The organism is Pseudoalteromonas maricaloris (assembly GCF_024746855.1).
Classification (GTDB): Bacteria; Pseudomonadota; Gammaproteobacteria; order Enterobacterales; family Alteromonadaceae; genus Pseudoalteromonas; species Pseudoalteromonas maricaloris.
Genome location: NZ_CP024625.1, coordinates 2,996,933 through 3,011,383 on the forward strand (window position 1 = coordinate 2,996,933; position 14,451 = coordinate 3,011,383).

At 43.6% G+C, this 14,451-nt stretch carries 12 protein-coding genes and 5 tRNA genes; 4 read left to right on the forward strand and 13 right to left on the reverse strand.

Annotated features, from left to right (window positions below; translation table 11 throughout):
- Positions 1-21 precede the first annotated feature (21 nt).
- Together CTT31_RS13215 and CTT31_RS13220 are read left to right on the forward strand one after the other, a co-directional pair.
- The gene (locus tag CTT31_RS13215; RefSeq protein ID WP_130163599.1) at positions 22-579 is read left to right on the forward strand and encodes an RNA polymerase sigma factor; all 558 of its coding nucleotides are present in this window, start codon (positions 22-24) and stop codon (positions 577-579) included.
- Entirely contained in the window at positions 572-1,177 is a 606-nt protein-coding gene (locus CTT31_RS13220; RefSeq protein WP_260491421.1) for a hypothetical protein, read from the forward strand. The genes CTT31_RS13215 and CTT31_RS13220 overlap by 8 nt, the downstream gene beginning before the upstream one ends.
- A gap of 9 nt (positions 1,178-1,186) precedes the next feature.
- Here the strand turns inward: CTT31_RS13220 and CTT31_RS13225 are convergent, their stop codons facing one another.
- Positions 1,187-2,563 carry a Na+/H+ antiporter NhaC family protein gene (locus CTT31_RS13225; RefSeq protein WP_211858266.1) on the reverse strand — a complete coding sequence of 459 codons (1,377 nt, stop codon included), beginning with the start codon at positions 2,561-2,563 and terminating at the stop codon, positions 1,187-1,189.
- 212 nt (positions 2,564-2,775) lie between these two features.
- Between CTT31_RS13225 and CTT31_RS13230 the strand changes: the two genes are divergently transcribed.
- Positions 2,776-3,624, forward strand: a complete 849-nt coding sequence (locus CTT31_RS13230; RefSeq protein ID WP_260491422.1) for a MurR/RpiR family transcriptional regulator — start codon at positions 2,776-2,778, stop codon at positions 3,622-3,624.
- 54 nt (positions 3,625-3,678) lie between these two features.
- Here CTT31_RS13230 and CTT31_RS13235 read toward each other — a convergent pair whose 3' ends face one another.
- From CTT31_RS13235 to xerD, 12 genes are all read right to left on the reverse strand, one after another.
- On the reverse strand, positions 3,679-4,839 hold the full coding sequence (locus tag CTT31_RS13235) for an exo-beta-N-acetylmuramidase NamZ family protein (RefSeq protein WP_211858269.1): 1,161 nt from the start codon (positions 4,837-4,839) through the stop codon (positions 3,679-3,681).
- A gap of 1,155 nt (positions 4,840-5,994) precedes the next feature.
- Positions 5,995-6,071 (reverse strand) — tRNA-Arg (locus CTT31_RS13240).
- 137 nt (positions 6,072-6,208) lie between these two features.
- Positions 6,209-6,285: transfer RNA gene (locus CTT31_RS13245), tRNA-Arg, on the reverse strand.
- Between the two features lie 136 nt (positions 6,286-6,421).
- A tRNA-Arg gene (locus CTT31_RS13250) sits at positions 6,422-6,498 on the reverse strand.
- A 135-nt stretch (positions 6,499-6,633) separates the two neighbouring features.
- Positions 6,634-6,710 (reverse strand) — tRNA-Arg (locus CTT31_RS13255).
- Positions 6,711-6,731: 21 nt separating this feature from the next.
- A tRNA-Ser gene (locus CTT31_RS13260) sits at positions 6,732-6,824 on the reverse strand.
- 119 nt (positions 6,825-6,943) lie between these two features.
- On the reverse strand, positions 6,944-7,126 hold the full coding sequence (locus CTT31_RS13265) for a hypothetical protein (protein WP_010375970.1): 183 nt from the start codon (positions 7,124-7,126) through the stop codon (positions 6,944-6,946).
- Positions 7,127-7,364: 238 nt separating this feature from the next.
- Positions 7,365-8,915 (reverse strand): lysine--tRNA ligase, encoded by a 1,551-nt coding sequence (lysS, locus tag CTT31_RS13270; RefSeq protein ID WP_010375973.1) that lies wholly within the window; start codon positions 8,913-8,915, stop codon positions 7,365-7,367.
- Between the two features lie 27 nt (positions 8,916-8,942).
- Positions 8,943-10,041, reverse strand: a protein-coding gene (gene prfB / locus CTT31_RS13275; RefSeq protein WP_099030198.1) for a peptide chain release factor 2 whose coding sequence is annotated in 2 segments (ribosomal slippage) — positions 8,943-9,965 and positions 9,967-10,041 — 1,098 coding nt in all. Because the reading frame shifts where the segments join, the coding sequence is not laid out codon by codon here.
- Positions 10,042-10,214: 173 nt separating this feature from the next.
- Positions 10,215-11,945, reverse strand: coding sequence for a single-stranded-DNA-specific exonuclease RecJ (recJ, locus tag CTT31_RS13280; RefSeq protein ID WP_193522601.1), 1,731 nt, complete (start codon positions 11,943-11,945; stop codon positions 10,215-10,217).
- 101 nt (positions 11,946-12,046) lie between these two features.
- Positions 12,047-12,784, reverse strand: coding sequence for a bifunctional protein-disulfide isomerase/oxidoreductase DsbC (gene dsbC / locus CTT31_RS13285; RefSeq protein ID WP_010375978.1), 738 nt, complete (start codon positions 12,782-12,784; stop codon positions 12,047-12,049).
- A gap of 98 nt (positions 12,785-12,882) precedes the next feature.
- On the reverse strand, positions 12,883-13,806 hold the full coding sequence (xerD, locus tag CTT31_RS13290; RefSeq protein WP_260491424.1) for a site-specific tyrosine recombinase XerD: 924 nt from the start codon (positions 13,804-13,806) through the stop codon (positions 12,883-12,885).
- Positions 13,807-13,886: 80 nt separating this feature from the next.
- Here xerD and fldB point away from each other — a divergent pair, with 80 nt between their 5' ends.
- The gene (gene fldB / locus CTT31_RS13295) at positions 13,887-14,411 is read left to right on the forward strand and encodes a flavodoxin FldB (RefSeq protein ID WP_211858272.1); all 525 of its coding nucleotides are present in this window, start codon (positions 13,887-13,889) and stop codon (positions 14,409-14,411) included.
- Positions 14,412-14,451 lie beyond the last annotated feature (40 nt).

Consider the following 14,451-nt stretch of genomic DNA (forward strand, 5'->3'; position numbering starts at 1 on the left):
CCTTGAGACTTAGGATTGCCTATGCTGAGTAGCTTGAAAATGTGGCGTGCTCGCGCCACCAGCAACGTAGAAGATCCGCTTTATGAATATGCGACGACGGGTAAAGTAAAATACCTAGAGCAAGTCATTGAGCGCTATCAAAGTGATTTATTTCACTTTCTAAAAACACAAACACAGGCGGCGTCGGCAGAAGATATATGTCAAAAAACATGGTTAAAAGTCATCGAAAAGAAAAGCGCTTATCGACAGCAGGGTCACCCCAAGGCTTACTTGTTTCACATTGCACGTAACTTGCTAATCGATTCAATCAGGGCCTCAGGTAAACTCTCTGAGTTGACAGATAGTAAAGTAGGTATGACCAACTCCAATGAGTTTACAAAAACATCGGAGGAACAGTGGCTATACCAGCAAATTGCTGCACTTCCTTTATTACAAAAAGAGGCGCTAAGCTTACAGTTAGAGGGCTTCAGCTTAGCTGAAATAGCGCAAATTGTAGGGGCCACACAAGAGACTGTAAAAACTCGAATTAGATACGCAAAAGAGACACTAAAGTCTCAAGTGGGTGAAAATCATGAGTAATTTAGACAAATTTGACGCCAAGTTAAAAGCGGCTTACCAAGCTAGCAAGCAGGACAAACCGTTAACTTTGGCTACTCGCATCAAGGTGCGACTAGTTAGCTTTGCCCATCATTATTTGGGTTGTATAGAAACTTGGCAGTGGAGCGCGGTTACTTGTTCAGTCGCTTTACTTTTCACCTTATGGTATCAAAATCAACATGTTGATATTGATAAAGAATATAACTCAAGTGCTCATTTAGTCAGTTATGGAGATTTTCAACACATCGAAACGCATGAGCTAGAGCAGGGCCAGTATCTTGCCCGCATAGACGAACAGAAAAAAGTGCTGGATGCTAGATTTGAGGCTGCGCAACAACAAGTTCAAGAACAGCGTTACGGTCGACTCGTTGCGATTAACGATGATGCTTGGTTAATTGAAGAGTGTAATACCCATACTCTCATCGAGTTAAAACAGAGCTTACTTAGCGCCATGCCGCAACCAAAAACCAGAGTTATTAATTTTAATACGCCAGTTATGCTAGCACTGTCGACCGCCAACCAAGGGCAAATTATTGCAATTGAAAGTATAGGGCAAAACCAAGTTTTGGCTTGCCCCTAACAGGCGCTCTTAAATCATAATAAGGCTGGCAATAAAGAAGCAGATAATAGCTAATACGCCCCCCACCAGTGCATAGGGTAATTGGGTTTTAACATGAGTCAGTAGGTCACACCCTGATGCCAGTGCCGATACCGCGCTGGTATCAGAGATAGGCGAGCAGTGATCGCCAAATATACCACCGCTTAAAATAGCACCAAGCACAAGCGATGGTGGCAAGCCAAGCGCTTGAATCAGTGGCACACCAATCGGTATTAATATAGCGAAGGTGCCCCATGATGTGCCTGTTGTAAATGACATGATTGCACCAGTAATAAAGAGTACAGGTACTATCAAGTAAATAGGCAGATAATCACCAACTAAAGACGCAACAAAAGTGCCTGTTCCCAACTCTTTTAGACTTGCGCCTAAAGTCAAAGAAAGTAACACAATGCTTACTAATGGCAGCAGCTCCCCCATCCCCTTAAAGCCAACATCCATTAGCTCATGATGACTAAACCTCTTACCAGTTAAAAGCAGCAGGTACGCAACGGTTGAAGCTAAAATTGTGGCATAAAGTACTGACTTAGAGCCACTACCATTTGCCAATACACCATCGCCTGTCCAAAACATAAATCCAATCATACTTACAATCAGCGTTAATAAAGGGATCAGCATATAACGCGATTTGGTGGCACTTGGCCCACTACTTATTTCAGCTGTATGGTGCTTTAACTCTTGCTCTGCGGCCCTCATCGGTCCATGAACTTTATCAAAGACAATCGTATAGAGAACAATTAACAGTGCAATAATCGCATAAAAATTAAACGCGACACTACCCCATAAAATACTCACTGCCGACTGCTCAAGTTCGTAGTTACTCAGCAATCCAAGCACATAAGCACCCCAACCATTAAGCAAAATCAAAATACATACAGGAGCGCTAGTACTATCGATGATATAAGCCAAACGAGCCCGACTCATTTTGAACTTATCAAATAGTCCCCTCGCAACAATACCAGAGGTTAGTACACTCATATTTGATTCGATGAACACTGCAGTGCCAGTAAACATGGTTAGTAAGCCAACCTGACGTTTACTTTTAGCGACGCCTCGATTAAGCAGCATATTCACCGTTGCAGCAACTCCACCTGACTCTCTAATGTAGGCGAGCAATGCACCGATCACTATACTAAAAATCAAGATCCGGCTGTTACCTGCCGATGTCGCAACCTCAATAACACGTTCAATACTGCCTACGAATGTGCCGGCAACTAGTGACTGCTGACCATGTAGAGCCAATAAAAATTCGGAAGAAACTAGCGCTAAAATCAATGCGATAATCACTTCTTTACGCCAAAACACGACTGCAATTGCAATCAAAGGTGGCAAAATCGAGTACCAAGCCATATAGTTTAATCTATAAATTCAAAACACTTAGCTTAAGTTAAGCGGTTTAAAACACCAAGTCTTTGCGACTAAATTAAATTTAAGTCAACATTTAACCCCAATACTGGTACAATGAGTGTGTTTTGTGCAATGATATTCCTTTTTGGTCTATCGTAACGTTCCAATTGAACCTATAATATGGACAGATTAATTTAGTTCGGATTGAGTATCGCATGTCTACATTTGTCAAAATAAAAGCACTTCGTCCATCACTATCAAATAGTGAAGCAAAGCTTGCTGACTTTACCTTGAACTCGGGCGATAAAATCCGTGCGCTTTCCTCCGTTGAGCTGGCACGCGAAGCCGGTGTCAGCCAATCTAGCGTCGTAAAATTTGCCCAAAAGCTGGGTTATAAAGGATTTCCAGCATTTAAACTTGCCGTTGTTGATGCGCTCAACGAGCAAACGGATACCAGCGCACCAATTGATGAGTTAATTTCCAGTAATGACTCCATCGAGTTAATCGCAGATAAATTACAACTAAAACAGCAAAATGTTATTTCCGAAACTCGAAAACTTAACTCAGCAAAACAGTTTGAGAACGCAATTCAGTTGGTGAAGAACGCACGAAAAGTCATTGTGTGTGCACTTGGTAGTACTTTCACTATGGCCCAAGATTTAACTTGGAAACTCCAAAAGCTTGGTATTCCGGCAATTGCTCAGGTTGATGAAATCAGCGCATCTAGCTTTATTGCAACGATGGGGAAGGACGATCTTTTTATTGTGATCAGCAATACAGGAACCAGTAAGAGCTTGCTAACCTTGACTAATCAAGCATTGGACAATGGTTGTAAATGTCTTGCCATTTCTCGTTATGGTAACCACTCACTTGCGGAAATGGCAGATGCGATACTGTATTGCATCAATGAAGGAGAGCCACTTAAACATTCAGGCATGCTGTCTCGTACTTCTCAAGCCTACCTTATTGATGTTTTATTCACTGCACTTGCACAATCAAACCTGCATTGGCAAAAACGCGTGGATAAGGCCAATGAAAACATGCAAGTATTGCGTAGCGAGTAAGACTTAAGCTGCTCACGGCAGACTCGTGCTGCCGTTTACCTCTAGCAAAAACCCTTACAGTCTCGGGTATAATAAATACTTTTTCCGCTGCTTTAAAAAATCTTGTACATCCTGCTGCCACAGTTTTCTCAACTCTGATGCCGATTGGCCAGACTCAATGGCTTTGCGGATTTTGTCCGTGCCTGCAAGCTTATCGAGAAAATCGGGGGACTGAAAAAACGCTTTATTCTCGTGCTTGAACTGTGCGTATGCAGCAACAAACCAAGTTAGATCAAAACCTCGTACATTGCTGTTTCTTAAGTCCAAGCCAAACGCAGTCACACCATTTAATTTAGGATTGGAAGCCGCACCTAGTACTGGTCGGGGAGTGAACTGAAACTCGCCCAATTTAGGATCTGGATAGCCAAAAACTTGAAATGGAAAATCCGTTCCACGACCAACAGAAATAGGTGTCGCTTCAAAAAAGCACAAAGATGGATACAAGTAGATTGCTTGTTGGTTTGGTAGGTTAGGACTTGGTGGTATCGGCAATCTGTATTCAGTGTTACCGCTATAGTTTCGCATTGGAAATACACGTAACTGTAGCGCTGTAAGCGAGGTTAACCAACCTTCTCCTTTAATCATAGTCGCCAGTTCGCCAACGGTCATGCCATGCAATACAGGAATGGGATGCATACCAACAAAAGATTGAAATGGTTTTTCTAATAATGGGCCATCAACATATGCGATATTTGGATTTGGCCTATCAAAAACCCAAAATTCAATATTTGCATCGGCTGCGGCTTCCATCGCGAGGTGCATAGTGCTGATGTATGTATAAAAGCGCAACCCCACATCTTGAATATCAAAAATAAGCACATCGATATCTTTGAGCTGCTCAGGCCTTGGCTTTTTATTACTGCCATAAAGCGAAATGATTGGTAGCCCAGTTTTCACATCTTTTACATCATCTACTTTAGCGCCCGCATCATAATTACCACGAAAACCATGTTCCGGTGCAAAGACCTTTTTAACATCCACTTCTTTATTAAGTAAGTAATCAACTAGATGTTGGTCGTCAACGCGGGATGTTTGGTTTACGATTAATCCGACGCGCTTACCTTTTAACACAGGTAAATACTCTTCTGCGCGCTCAGCACCTAATGTAAGCGCTTCAACAGTTAAAGGAACACAACAAAAAACAAGTAGTAAACAAATTCTGAGTGATTGAAACATATAACGCTTTCTCTAAATAAATACGCGATTAGGGTATCAGTCAGAAAAAAAATGAAAAGTGTTTCGAGAGTTTAATCATGCAGTAGTGAATCTCTGAGCGTCGTCGTATTCAACTTGCGTAATAGATCGCAGGGTGAACCTGCTCCTACACGAAATATTATAGGGGATGTTGGACGTATATTGTGGAGGGTGAAGCTCCGAGCGCCATCATATTCAACTTTTGTAAAAGATCGCAGGGTAAACCTGCACCTACATGGATATTAGACACAAAAAAACCGACTTTCGTCGGCTTGTTTATCTCTTTATTTTACCACTTGAGATAAGTAGCGGATGCAGGACGTGTATTGAGGAGAGTGAACCTCCGACCGCCTGTTTTTACCTTCATTCTTTAACCACTTGAGATAAGTAGTGGATGCAGGACGTGTATTGTGGAGAGTGAGCCTCCGAACGTCGTCGTCTTCAACTTTCGTAGAAGATCGCAGGGTAAACCTGCTCCTACATGGATATTAGACACAAAAAAACCGACTTTCGTCGGCTTGTTTATCTCTTTATTTTACCACTTGAGGAGAAGTGGCGGATGCAGGACGTGTATTGAGGAGAGTGAACCTCCGAGCGTCGTCGTCTTCAACTTTCGTAAAAGATCGCAGGGTAAACCTGCACCTACATGGATATTAGACACAAAAAAACCGACTTTCGTCGGCTTGTTTCTCTCTTTGTTTTTACCACTTGAGGAAAAGTGGCGGATGCAGGACGTGTATTGTGGAGAGTGAACCTCCGAGCGTCGTCGTCTTCAACTTTCGTAAAAGATCGCAGGGTAAACCTGCTCCTACACGATACATTTAAGCACAAAAAAACCGACTTTCGTCGGCTTGTTTATCTCTTTATTTCACCACTTGAGACAAAGTGGCGGACGCAGGACGTGTGTTGTGGAGAGTGAATCTCCGAGCGTCGTCGTCTTCAAATTTCGTAAAAGATCGCAGGGTAAACCTGCTCCTACACGAGACATTTAAACACAAAAAAACCGACTTTCATCGGCTTGTTTCTCTCTTTGTTTTTACCACTTGAGGAGAAGTGGCGGATACAGGACGTGTATTGTGGAGAGTGAACCTCCGACCGCCTGTTTTTACCTTCATTCTTTAACCACTTGAGAGAAAGTGGCGGACGCAGGAGGATTCGAACCTCCGACCGCCTGGTTCGTAGCCAGGTACTCTATCCAGCTGAGCTATGCGTCCGTTATGAATGTATAGTTTTTCAACTTTCTCTATATTTAACCACCTAAAGAAAAGTAGCGGATACAGGACGTATTTTGTGAAGGTTAACCTCCGACTTCCTGTTTCCTACCTTTATTATTTAACCACTTAAGGAGAAGTGGCGGACGCAGGAGGATTCGAACCTCCGACCGCCTGGTTCGTAGCCAGGTACTCTATCCAGCTGAGCTATGCGTCCGTTATAAATGTATAGTTTTCCAACTTCTTTATATTTAAACACCTAAAGAAAAGTGGCGGAATCAGGACGTATTTTTTGAAGGTGAACCTCCGACTTCCTGTTTCCTACCTTTATTATTTAACCACTCAAGGAGAAGTGGCGGACGCAGGAGGATTCGAACCTCCGACCGCCTGGTTCGTAGCCAGGTACTCTATCCAGCTGAGCTATGCGTCCGTTATGAATGTATAGTTTTCCAACTTCTTTATATTTAACCACCGAAAGAAAAGTGCCGGACGCAGGACGTGTTTTTTGAAGGTGAACCTCCAACGCCTGTTTCCTATCTTTATCATTTAACCACTTAAGGAAAAGTGGCGGACGCAGGAGGATTCGAACCTCCGACCGCCTGGTTCGTAGCCAGGTACTCTATCCAGCTGAGCTATGCGTCCGTACAAGACAACCATTAAAAATGGCGGAGAGGGAGGGATTCGAACCCTCGATAGGGCTACAAACCCTATACTCCCTTAGCAGGGGAGCGCCTTCGGCCACTCGGCCACCTCTCCGTCTTGTGGGGCGTATAATATAGGTTAGAAAAAATATGTCAAATACTTTTCTTGTAAAAAAGCACTGAATGGTGATAGATTGTGCAGTCTGCTTAGTTACTCGGCACTAACGCCAATTTTTACTCATTTTGTAGGGGGTTAGGATCGCTGTAGGTATTTCTTAATGCACGTTGTTGACGCAAAACTTCGTCCAAAAATGCTTCTTGATAACCAAGCTGCTGAAACTCAGCGATGCAAGCCCGATAATATAAAATTCTCGCTTGCTCGTGCTCATCAACATTTTCAAACTCATTATTGCTCATCTTATTGGATTCCCTATTTGTTATTTTTAACGCAGCATTAGAACTTGAAAAAGACTAGTTAGGAAATTGGGATAATCTAGTTTCAAAAGAGAAACAACTTTTATGATGAGTAGGAGTTGGCAATAACTACATAATAAAACTAAGTATTTAAAAATACTGTGGGATTTATCTTACGCAAATAACAGAAAAGCGCCATAAGGCGCTTTTCTAGATGTACTTTCAGATTACGTGAAAATACTTACTGTTCAGCTTGTACTTCAGGACGCATGTGTGGGAACAAGATAACGTCTTTAATAGTCGGTGAATCTGTGAATAACATCACTAGACGATCGATACCAATCCCCTCACCTGCTGTTGGTGGTAAACCATGCTCTAGCGCACGAATATAATCCGCATCGTAGTGCATTGCTTCATCGTCACCTGCATCTTTTTCTTCCACTTGGCGAGCAAAGCGCGCAGCTTGGTCTTCAGCGTCATTAAGCTCAGAGAAACCATTTGCAAGCTCACGGCCACCCACGAAGAACTCGAAGCGGTCTGTGATAAATGGATTTTCATCGTTACGACGCGCCAGCGGAGACACTTCCCAAGGATACTCAGTGATGAACGTCGGTTGGATAAGTCTGTGTTCAGCGACTTCTTCGAAGATTTCACATAGGAACTTACCTGGGCCCCATACACAGTTTTCAGGGATCTTAACGTGAACTTTCTTAGCGTATGCTTTTAGTGCTTCAAAGTGGTTTTCTGGATCTTTAAAGATTTCAGCTTGTGCTTCAGCATCTGGGCCATATTGTAAAATAGCATCAGCCATAGACAAACGCTGGAACGCACTGCCAAAGTCATACTCAATCGTCTCTGTCACTTCGCCTTCAGCATTTTTCACAGTATTAACAACTGTAGTAGTGCCTAACACGTCTTGTGCCACGGTACGTAACATGTCTTCAGTCAAGTTCATCAAATCATTGTAATCCGCGTATGCTTGATAGAACTCAATCATAGTGAACTCTGGATTATGACGCGTAGATAAACCTTCGTTACGGAAGTTACGGTTGATTTCGAATACACGATCAAAACCACCAACCACTAAACGCTTAAGATATAGCTCAGGCGCGATACGTAGATACATATCAATATCTAGTGCATTGTGATGCGTTACAAAAGGACGTGCAGACGCACCGCCCGGAATAACCTGTAGCATCGGCGTTTCCACTTCCATAAAGTCACGCTCAGCTAAGAAACGGCGAATACCTTCAATCACTTTTGAACGAATACGGAATGTTTCGCGCGTATCCATGTTAGTGATCAAATCAACATAACGCTGACGGTATTTTGCTTCTTGGTCAGTCAGACCGTGGAACTTTTCAGGTAGTGGACGTAGCGACTTAGTCAGTAGTTCATACTCAACCATGTCGACGTAAAGATCGCCTTTACCAGATTTATGAAGCGGACCTTTAACACCAACGATATCGCCGATATCTAATTGACCATACTTCTCTTTTAGGTCTTTTTGTACGTCTTTTGAAGCATAAGCCTGAATACGACCTTTCATGTCTTGCAACACTAAGAAAGGACCACGTTTCGCAAGCAAACGACCCGCAACAGAAACATGATGATCAAGTTCTACTAGCTCTTCCTTCGATTTATCACCAAACTTAGCTTGTAGATCTTGTGTGTAGTCTTCGCGGCGGAATGAGTTCGGGTGGCCATTCGCAGGGCAATTTTCCCGGATCGCATCTAGCTTGCCACGACGCTCAGCAATAAGTTTATTTTCGTCTTGATTGTGATCTGTCATTGTTTAGCTCTTAGTTTAGCTTGTGGATTAAAGGCCTGATTTCAGGCTTGCTTCGATAAATTTGTCTAAATCGCCGTCTAGTACGGCTTGGGTATTGCGATTTTCAATACCTGTACGCAAATCTTTAATACGTGAATCATCTAGCACGTATGAACGGATTTGGCTGCCCCAGCCGATGTCAGATTTTGCATCTTCTTGGGCTTGCTTTTCAGCGTTTTGCTTTTGCAGTTCAAGTTCAAACAATTTCGCCTTTAACTGCTTCATCGCTTGATCTTTGTTCTTGTGCTGCGAACGGTCATTCTGACACTGCACTACCGTATTGGTTGGTAAGTGCGTAATACGTACCGCTGATTCTGTACGGTTAACGTGCTGACCACCTGCGCCCGATGCACGATATACATCGATACGAAGATCTGCAGGATTAATATCGATTTCGATATTGTCGTCAATTTCTGGGTAAACGAATACAGAAGCAAACGAAGTATGACGACGGCCGCCTGAATCAAAAGGACTCTTACGTACTAAGCGGTGTACGCCCGTTTCTGTACGAAGCCAACCATAAGCATATTCGCCCGTGACTTTAACTGTTGCGCCCTTAATACCAGCAACATCGCCATCGGTCGCTTCAACGATTTCGGCTTTAAAGCCTTTCGCCTCAGCCCAGCGCAAATACATACGCAGCAACATATTACACCAGTCTTGGGCTTCAGTACCGCCAGAACCTGACTGTAAGTCGATGTACGCATCGTTGGCATCTTGCTCGCCTGAGAACATACGACGAAACTCTAGCTTTTCCAGCTGCTCAACAAGGCCGTTGACCTCTTGCTCTGCTTCAGTGAAGGTTTCTTCATCTTCGGCTTCTACGGCAAGCTCAACCAGACCTTCTGCATCATCGGCACCAGACACGAGATTATCGATGGTTTCAACAATCACTTCTAAATTCGATTTTTCTTTGCCCAGTGCTTGGGCTCTTTCCGGCTCATTCCATACAGCGGGATCTTCTAATTCGGCATTAACTTCTTCTAAACGCTCTTGCTTTAGAGCGTAGTCAAAGATACCCCCTAAGAAGCTCTGTACGTTCGCGAATTTCCTTGATTTGGTTAATCACAGGATTCACTTCAAACATTTACCATTACTCCAGAACTAAATTTGTCGGTTTGTGAATTCACACAAACAGGTCTGACAACGGGTCAGACCATAGATTTAAGCGACCAATAGTATCAAATAATAACCGCGCTTAGCATCCCTTAAAGTGAGAATTTTGGGAGTTTTTTAACAAACTCAGTACGCACATCTCTATTAATTCGGTTGCGCCTGAAGTTCACGCACAATGAGCTGCAAATTATATTTACCACGAAACTCATTAATATCTAATTGATAAGCAAATAAAGCATGGGTTGCCTGGAGATTTGGCCAAGCCCGAACGTCAACGTTAAATGCTATCGCATCAACCAATCGGCCCGAGCGATGCTTAAGCACAAGTTTTAGATGTTTGTCGCCAACAATACGTTGCTGCACCAACTCAAATACATCCTGAAATACCGGCTCACTAAATTGCTGCCCCCACGGACCTGCCTGCTGTAGTTCAAAAGCAAAATCCATGGTAAAGCAATCGCCCGGCAGCTCACCATCCGTCAACAGAATGCTTTGCTTTGCTTCTTCACTCAGCGTCGCACTGACGTTTTGTTCAAATACCTGTTTAAACCGCGCAAATTCAGACTCTAAAATGGTCAATCCTGCTGCCATCGCATGACCACCGAATTTTACAATTAACTCTGGATGCTGGGTATTGATTGACTCCAGCAGGTCGCGCATGTGTAGACCTTCAATAGAACGACATGAGCCCTTTATCTCGCCGTTGTCGCCTTGTGCAAAAATAATACACGGGCGGTGATACTTTTCTTTTAAGCGTCCCGCCAGAATACCTATCACACCTTGATGCCAATCATCTTGATACAAACACAAGGCATCTGGTACTTCTTGGCTTTTAAGTACCAAACGCTCCAATACCGCTTGCGCCTCTTGCTGCATACTTTGCTCAATCTCGCGTCGTTCTATATTTAGACTATCAAGCTCAGACGCAATACGGCGGGCTTGGTTAATGTCTTTCGATAACAAGCAAGCAATACCTAAACTCATATCGTCAAGACGCCCCGCGGCATTGAGTCTTGGCGCTAACGCAAAGCCAAAATCACTGGCACTTAATCTTGCATTATTACGGTTAGAAACCTCGATAAGCGCTTGGATCCCTGGTCGCGTTTGACCACTGCGGATCCGGGCGAGCCCTTGGTGTACCAAAGTGCGGTTATTCGCGTCCAGAGCCACAACGTCAGCCACGGTTCCTAGGGCAACAATATCTAATAATGTCGCCAAATTTGGCATCGCGACATTTTGTTCCACAAAATAGTTTTGCGTCCGTAAGTAATGCCGCAGCGCTATCAGCAGATAAAAGGCAACCCCAACGCCCGCGATAGATTTTGAAGGAAAGTCGCAGTCAAGACGATTTGGATTAACAATGGCATCGGCAATCGGCAACTCATCACCTTGTAAATGGTGATCGGTAACAATCACTTTAATACCCGCCTGCTTCACGATTTCGACACCGCGAATACAGGAAATACCGTTATCTACGGTGATCACCAAATCAGGTTTTATGGCAACGATTTGCTCGGCCAATGCAGGGCTTAGACCGTATCCTAAGCTAAATCTGTCCGGCACGAGGTAATCCACACGCTGAAAACCAAACTGAGGCAACCCCTCCATTAACACGGCGGTGCTCGTTGCGCCATCGGCGTCAAAGTCACCAACAATCAACACTTGTTGTTGCAAAGAAAGTGCTTCAGCCAGAATTTGGCTTGCAAGCTCGATGTCTTTAAATAATTTAAAATCGTGTAAGGTTGCGGCGCTATTATCGAGTTCAACGACCGATTTAACCCCTCTGGCAGCATAAAGCTGTTTGATCACGGGATGTAGTGAAGCCGGTAAATGGCTGTCATCAACCCGCTCTCTTGGTTTAATTTCTGTATGCATACTTTTTCACAAAACAAAAAAGGCCTAAATGGCCTTTTGTATTCTTTATCTTGCTATCTTATCGAGTTCTCAACGCGAACTCCATCGCTAAGCGTGAGTCATTATGACTTAGGGCTATTTGCGTCTAGCATTTGTGCGATAGCTGCTGCAGGTTGATAACCTGGGATCATTGAACCATCTTCAAGAATGATCGCTGGTGTTCCTGAAATACCAAAGCTTTGCCCTAGTTGATAGTGCTCGGCTACTGGCGCTTGGCAGTTTTCAACTGGTTTCACTTCACCACCAGCTTTCGCCTCAGTAAGTGCCGCCGCAGCATCTTTTGCACACCATACATTTTTTAAGTCTTCATAGCCTGAACCACGCAAACCACCACGTGGGAAAGCTAGGTATTTCACGGTAATACCAGCTGCCAAGTAATCTTCTAGTTCACGGTGAAGTTTGCGGCAGTAGCCACAAGTAATGTCTGTGAATACCGTGATTTGATGCTTTTCATTTTCCGCTTTGTAGACGATCATTGAGTCTTCGTATTCAGCAATACCTTTTTGGCGCACATCACTCAACGCGTCTTCGGTGATATTACGGCGGTTATCAAGATCAATCATAGTGCCCTGAATTAGGTATTTACCATCGGCACTTGAATACAGTACCCCTTTATCTGTGATCACTGTTTTTAAGCCCGCAAGCGGACTATCTTTGATTTGCTTAACCGTTATACCTAATCCGCTAAATTGCGTTGTAATTGGGTCTACTTGTGCTGTTGGTGCGACAGGACCCTCAACTTGCTCAGCGAAAGCGCCAAAGCTCAATGCCAGTGAAGCGGCAACTATTAGTTTTTTCATTATGTTCTCTCTAAACCTGTTATTTGAGGGGTTCACGCGCCCCTTTGTGCTACTCACTAAGACCGGAGTAACCATAAATAATTCCCAAGCAACAAAAATTAAGCTCTTGGGTGATGCTGCTGGTGCAATGTTTTTAAACGTTCACTGGCAACATGTGTATAAATTTGAGTCGTCGACAAGTCGCTATGGCCAAGCATCATTTGCACAACTCGCAAGTCAGCGCCATGATTCAATAAATGTGTTGCAAAAGCATGACGTAGCGTATGTGGCGATAACGGCGACTTAACGTCTGCCAAAATAGCATAGTGTTTTATGCGATGCCAAAAAGTTTGTCGCGTCATACCTATACCGCGCTTAGATGGAAAGACAAAATCGGTAGCATGCTTGATCATTAAGCCCCGCCCTTTTTTGAGAAATTGTTCAATCCAATGCAATGCTTCTTCACCCATAGGCACTAAGCGTTCTTTGCCTCCCTTACCCCGCACAAGTACAACAGCTTGTCTCATGTTGACTTGCTCCATTCTTAGCCCGACTAACTCAGTCACGCGCAACCCCGTGGCATACAAGAGTTCGAGCATTGCCTTATCTCTCAGTCCCATCGGGTCGTCACAATCAGGAGCATTTAACAAGGCCTCAACTTCTTGCTCTGACAAGGTTTTTGGCAGCGACGGTGTTGTTTTAGGTTGCGCAATAGTATCCAGTGGAGACTGCGCGATTTGTTTTTCTCGCAACCAATATAAATAAAATCTCTTTAATGCACTGATGGCTCGCGCGTTACTCTTTGCTTTTAAGCCCTTGTCTATTCTGTGTGCCAAATAAGCCTCGACGTCCTGACTTGTGATTGCCAGTAAAGAAGACACCGAGGTTTCAGCTTTTATAAATAAGAGAAACTTTTCAAGGTCGCTGCGATAGGCTGCTATGGTATTTTCACTGAGCCCTTGCTCCAAAAATAGCGCATCTAAAAAGGCTTCTATATATTGCGGATCGGACAGTGTATGGGAAGTTGCTTGGTGTTCGCTCACAGAGTACCTGTATTAATTATTAACGTCATGATGTAGACTTGCCACCTATAATACCAGTCAAATTGAAAGTGATAAATACAATGCAAATTGGGTTATTTTACGGCTCGACAACATGTTACACAGAAATGGCCGCAGAAAAGATTCAAGAAATCATCGGCAAAGACACAATTACCTTATTTAATATTAAGGACGAGCCGCTAAAACAAGCTGAGCATTTTGACTTCCTCATTTTTGGTATCTCCACATGGGACTTCGGCGAACTTCAGGAAGACTGGGAGTCTCACTGGGACGATATCGACAGCGTTGATCTGAGCAACAAAGTGATAGCGCTATTCGGCATGGGTGACCAACAAGGTTATGGTGAATGGTTTCAAGATGCGCTCGGCATGCTACACGAAAAAATTGCCCCTCAAGGCGCCACTTTTTTAGGCTACTGGCCAAATTCAGACGACTATGAATTTGAAGCGTCAAAAGCACTGACCGAAGATAAAAGTCAGTTTGTTGGTCTGGCATTAGATGAAGACAGTCAATACGACAAAAGCGACGAGCGTATCGCGACTTGGATAGAGCAAATCATGACGGAATACGCCGAATTAGATATTTAGCGTAGTAAGCGTTAATACTAATTAATGTAATTCAAGGCCG

What these genes read in the sequence shown, in the direction of transcription:
- CTT31_RS13215 (WP_130163599.1), top strand. Translation starts at nt 22, where the DNA reads ATGCTGAGTAGCTTGAAAATGTGGCGTGCTCGCGCCACCAGCAACGTA.
- CTT31_RS13220 (WP_260491421.1), top strand. Translation starts at nt 572, where the DNA reads ATGAGTAATTTAGACAAATTTGACGCCAAGTTAAAAGCGGCTTACCAA.
- CTT31_RS13225 (WP_211858266.1), bottom strand. Translation starts at nt 2,563, where the DNA reads ATGGCTTGGTACTCGATTTTGCCACCTTTGATTGCAATTGCAGTCGTG.
- CTT31_RS13230 (WP_260491422.1), top strand. Translation starts at nt 2,776, where the DNA reads ATGTCTACATTTGTCAAAATAAAAGCACTTCGTCCATCACTATCAAAT.
- CTT31_RS13235 (WP_211858269.1), bottom strand. Translation starts at nt 4,839, where the DNA reads ATGTTTCAATCACTCAGAATTTGTTTACTACTTGTTTTTTGTTGTGTT.
- CTT31_RS13265 (WP_010375970.1), bottom strand. Translation starts at nt 7,126, where the DNA reads ATGAGCAATAATGAGTTTGAAAATGTTGATGAGCACGAGCAAGCGAGA.
- lysS (WP_010375973.1), bottom strand. Translation starts at nt 8,915, where the DNA reads ATGACAGATCACAATCAAGACGAAAATAAACTTATTGCTGAGCGTCGT.
- recJ (WP_193522601.1), bottom strand. Translation starts at nt 11,945, where the DNA reads ATGCATACAGAAATTAAACCAAGAGAGCGGGTTGATGACAGCCATTTA.
- dsbC (WP_010375978.1), bottom strand. Translation starts at nt 12,784, where the DNA reads ATGAAAAAACTAATAGTTGCCGCTTCACTGGCATTGAGCTTTGGCGCT.
- fldB (WP_211858272.1), top strand. Translation starts at nt 13,887, where the DNA reads ATGCAAATTGGGTTATTTTACGGCTCGACAACATGTTACACAGAAATG.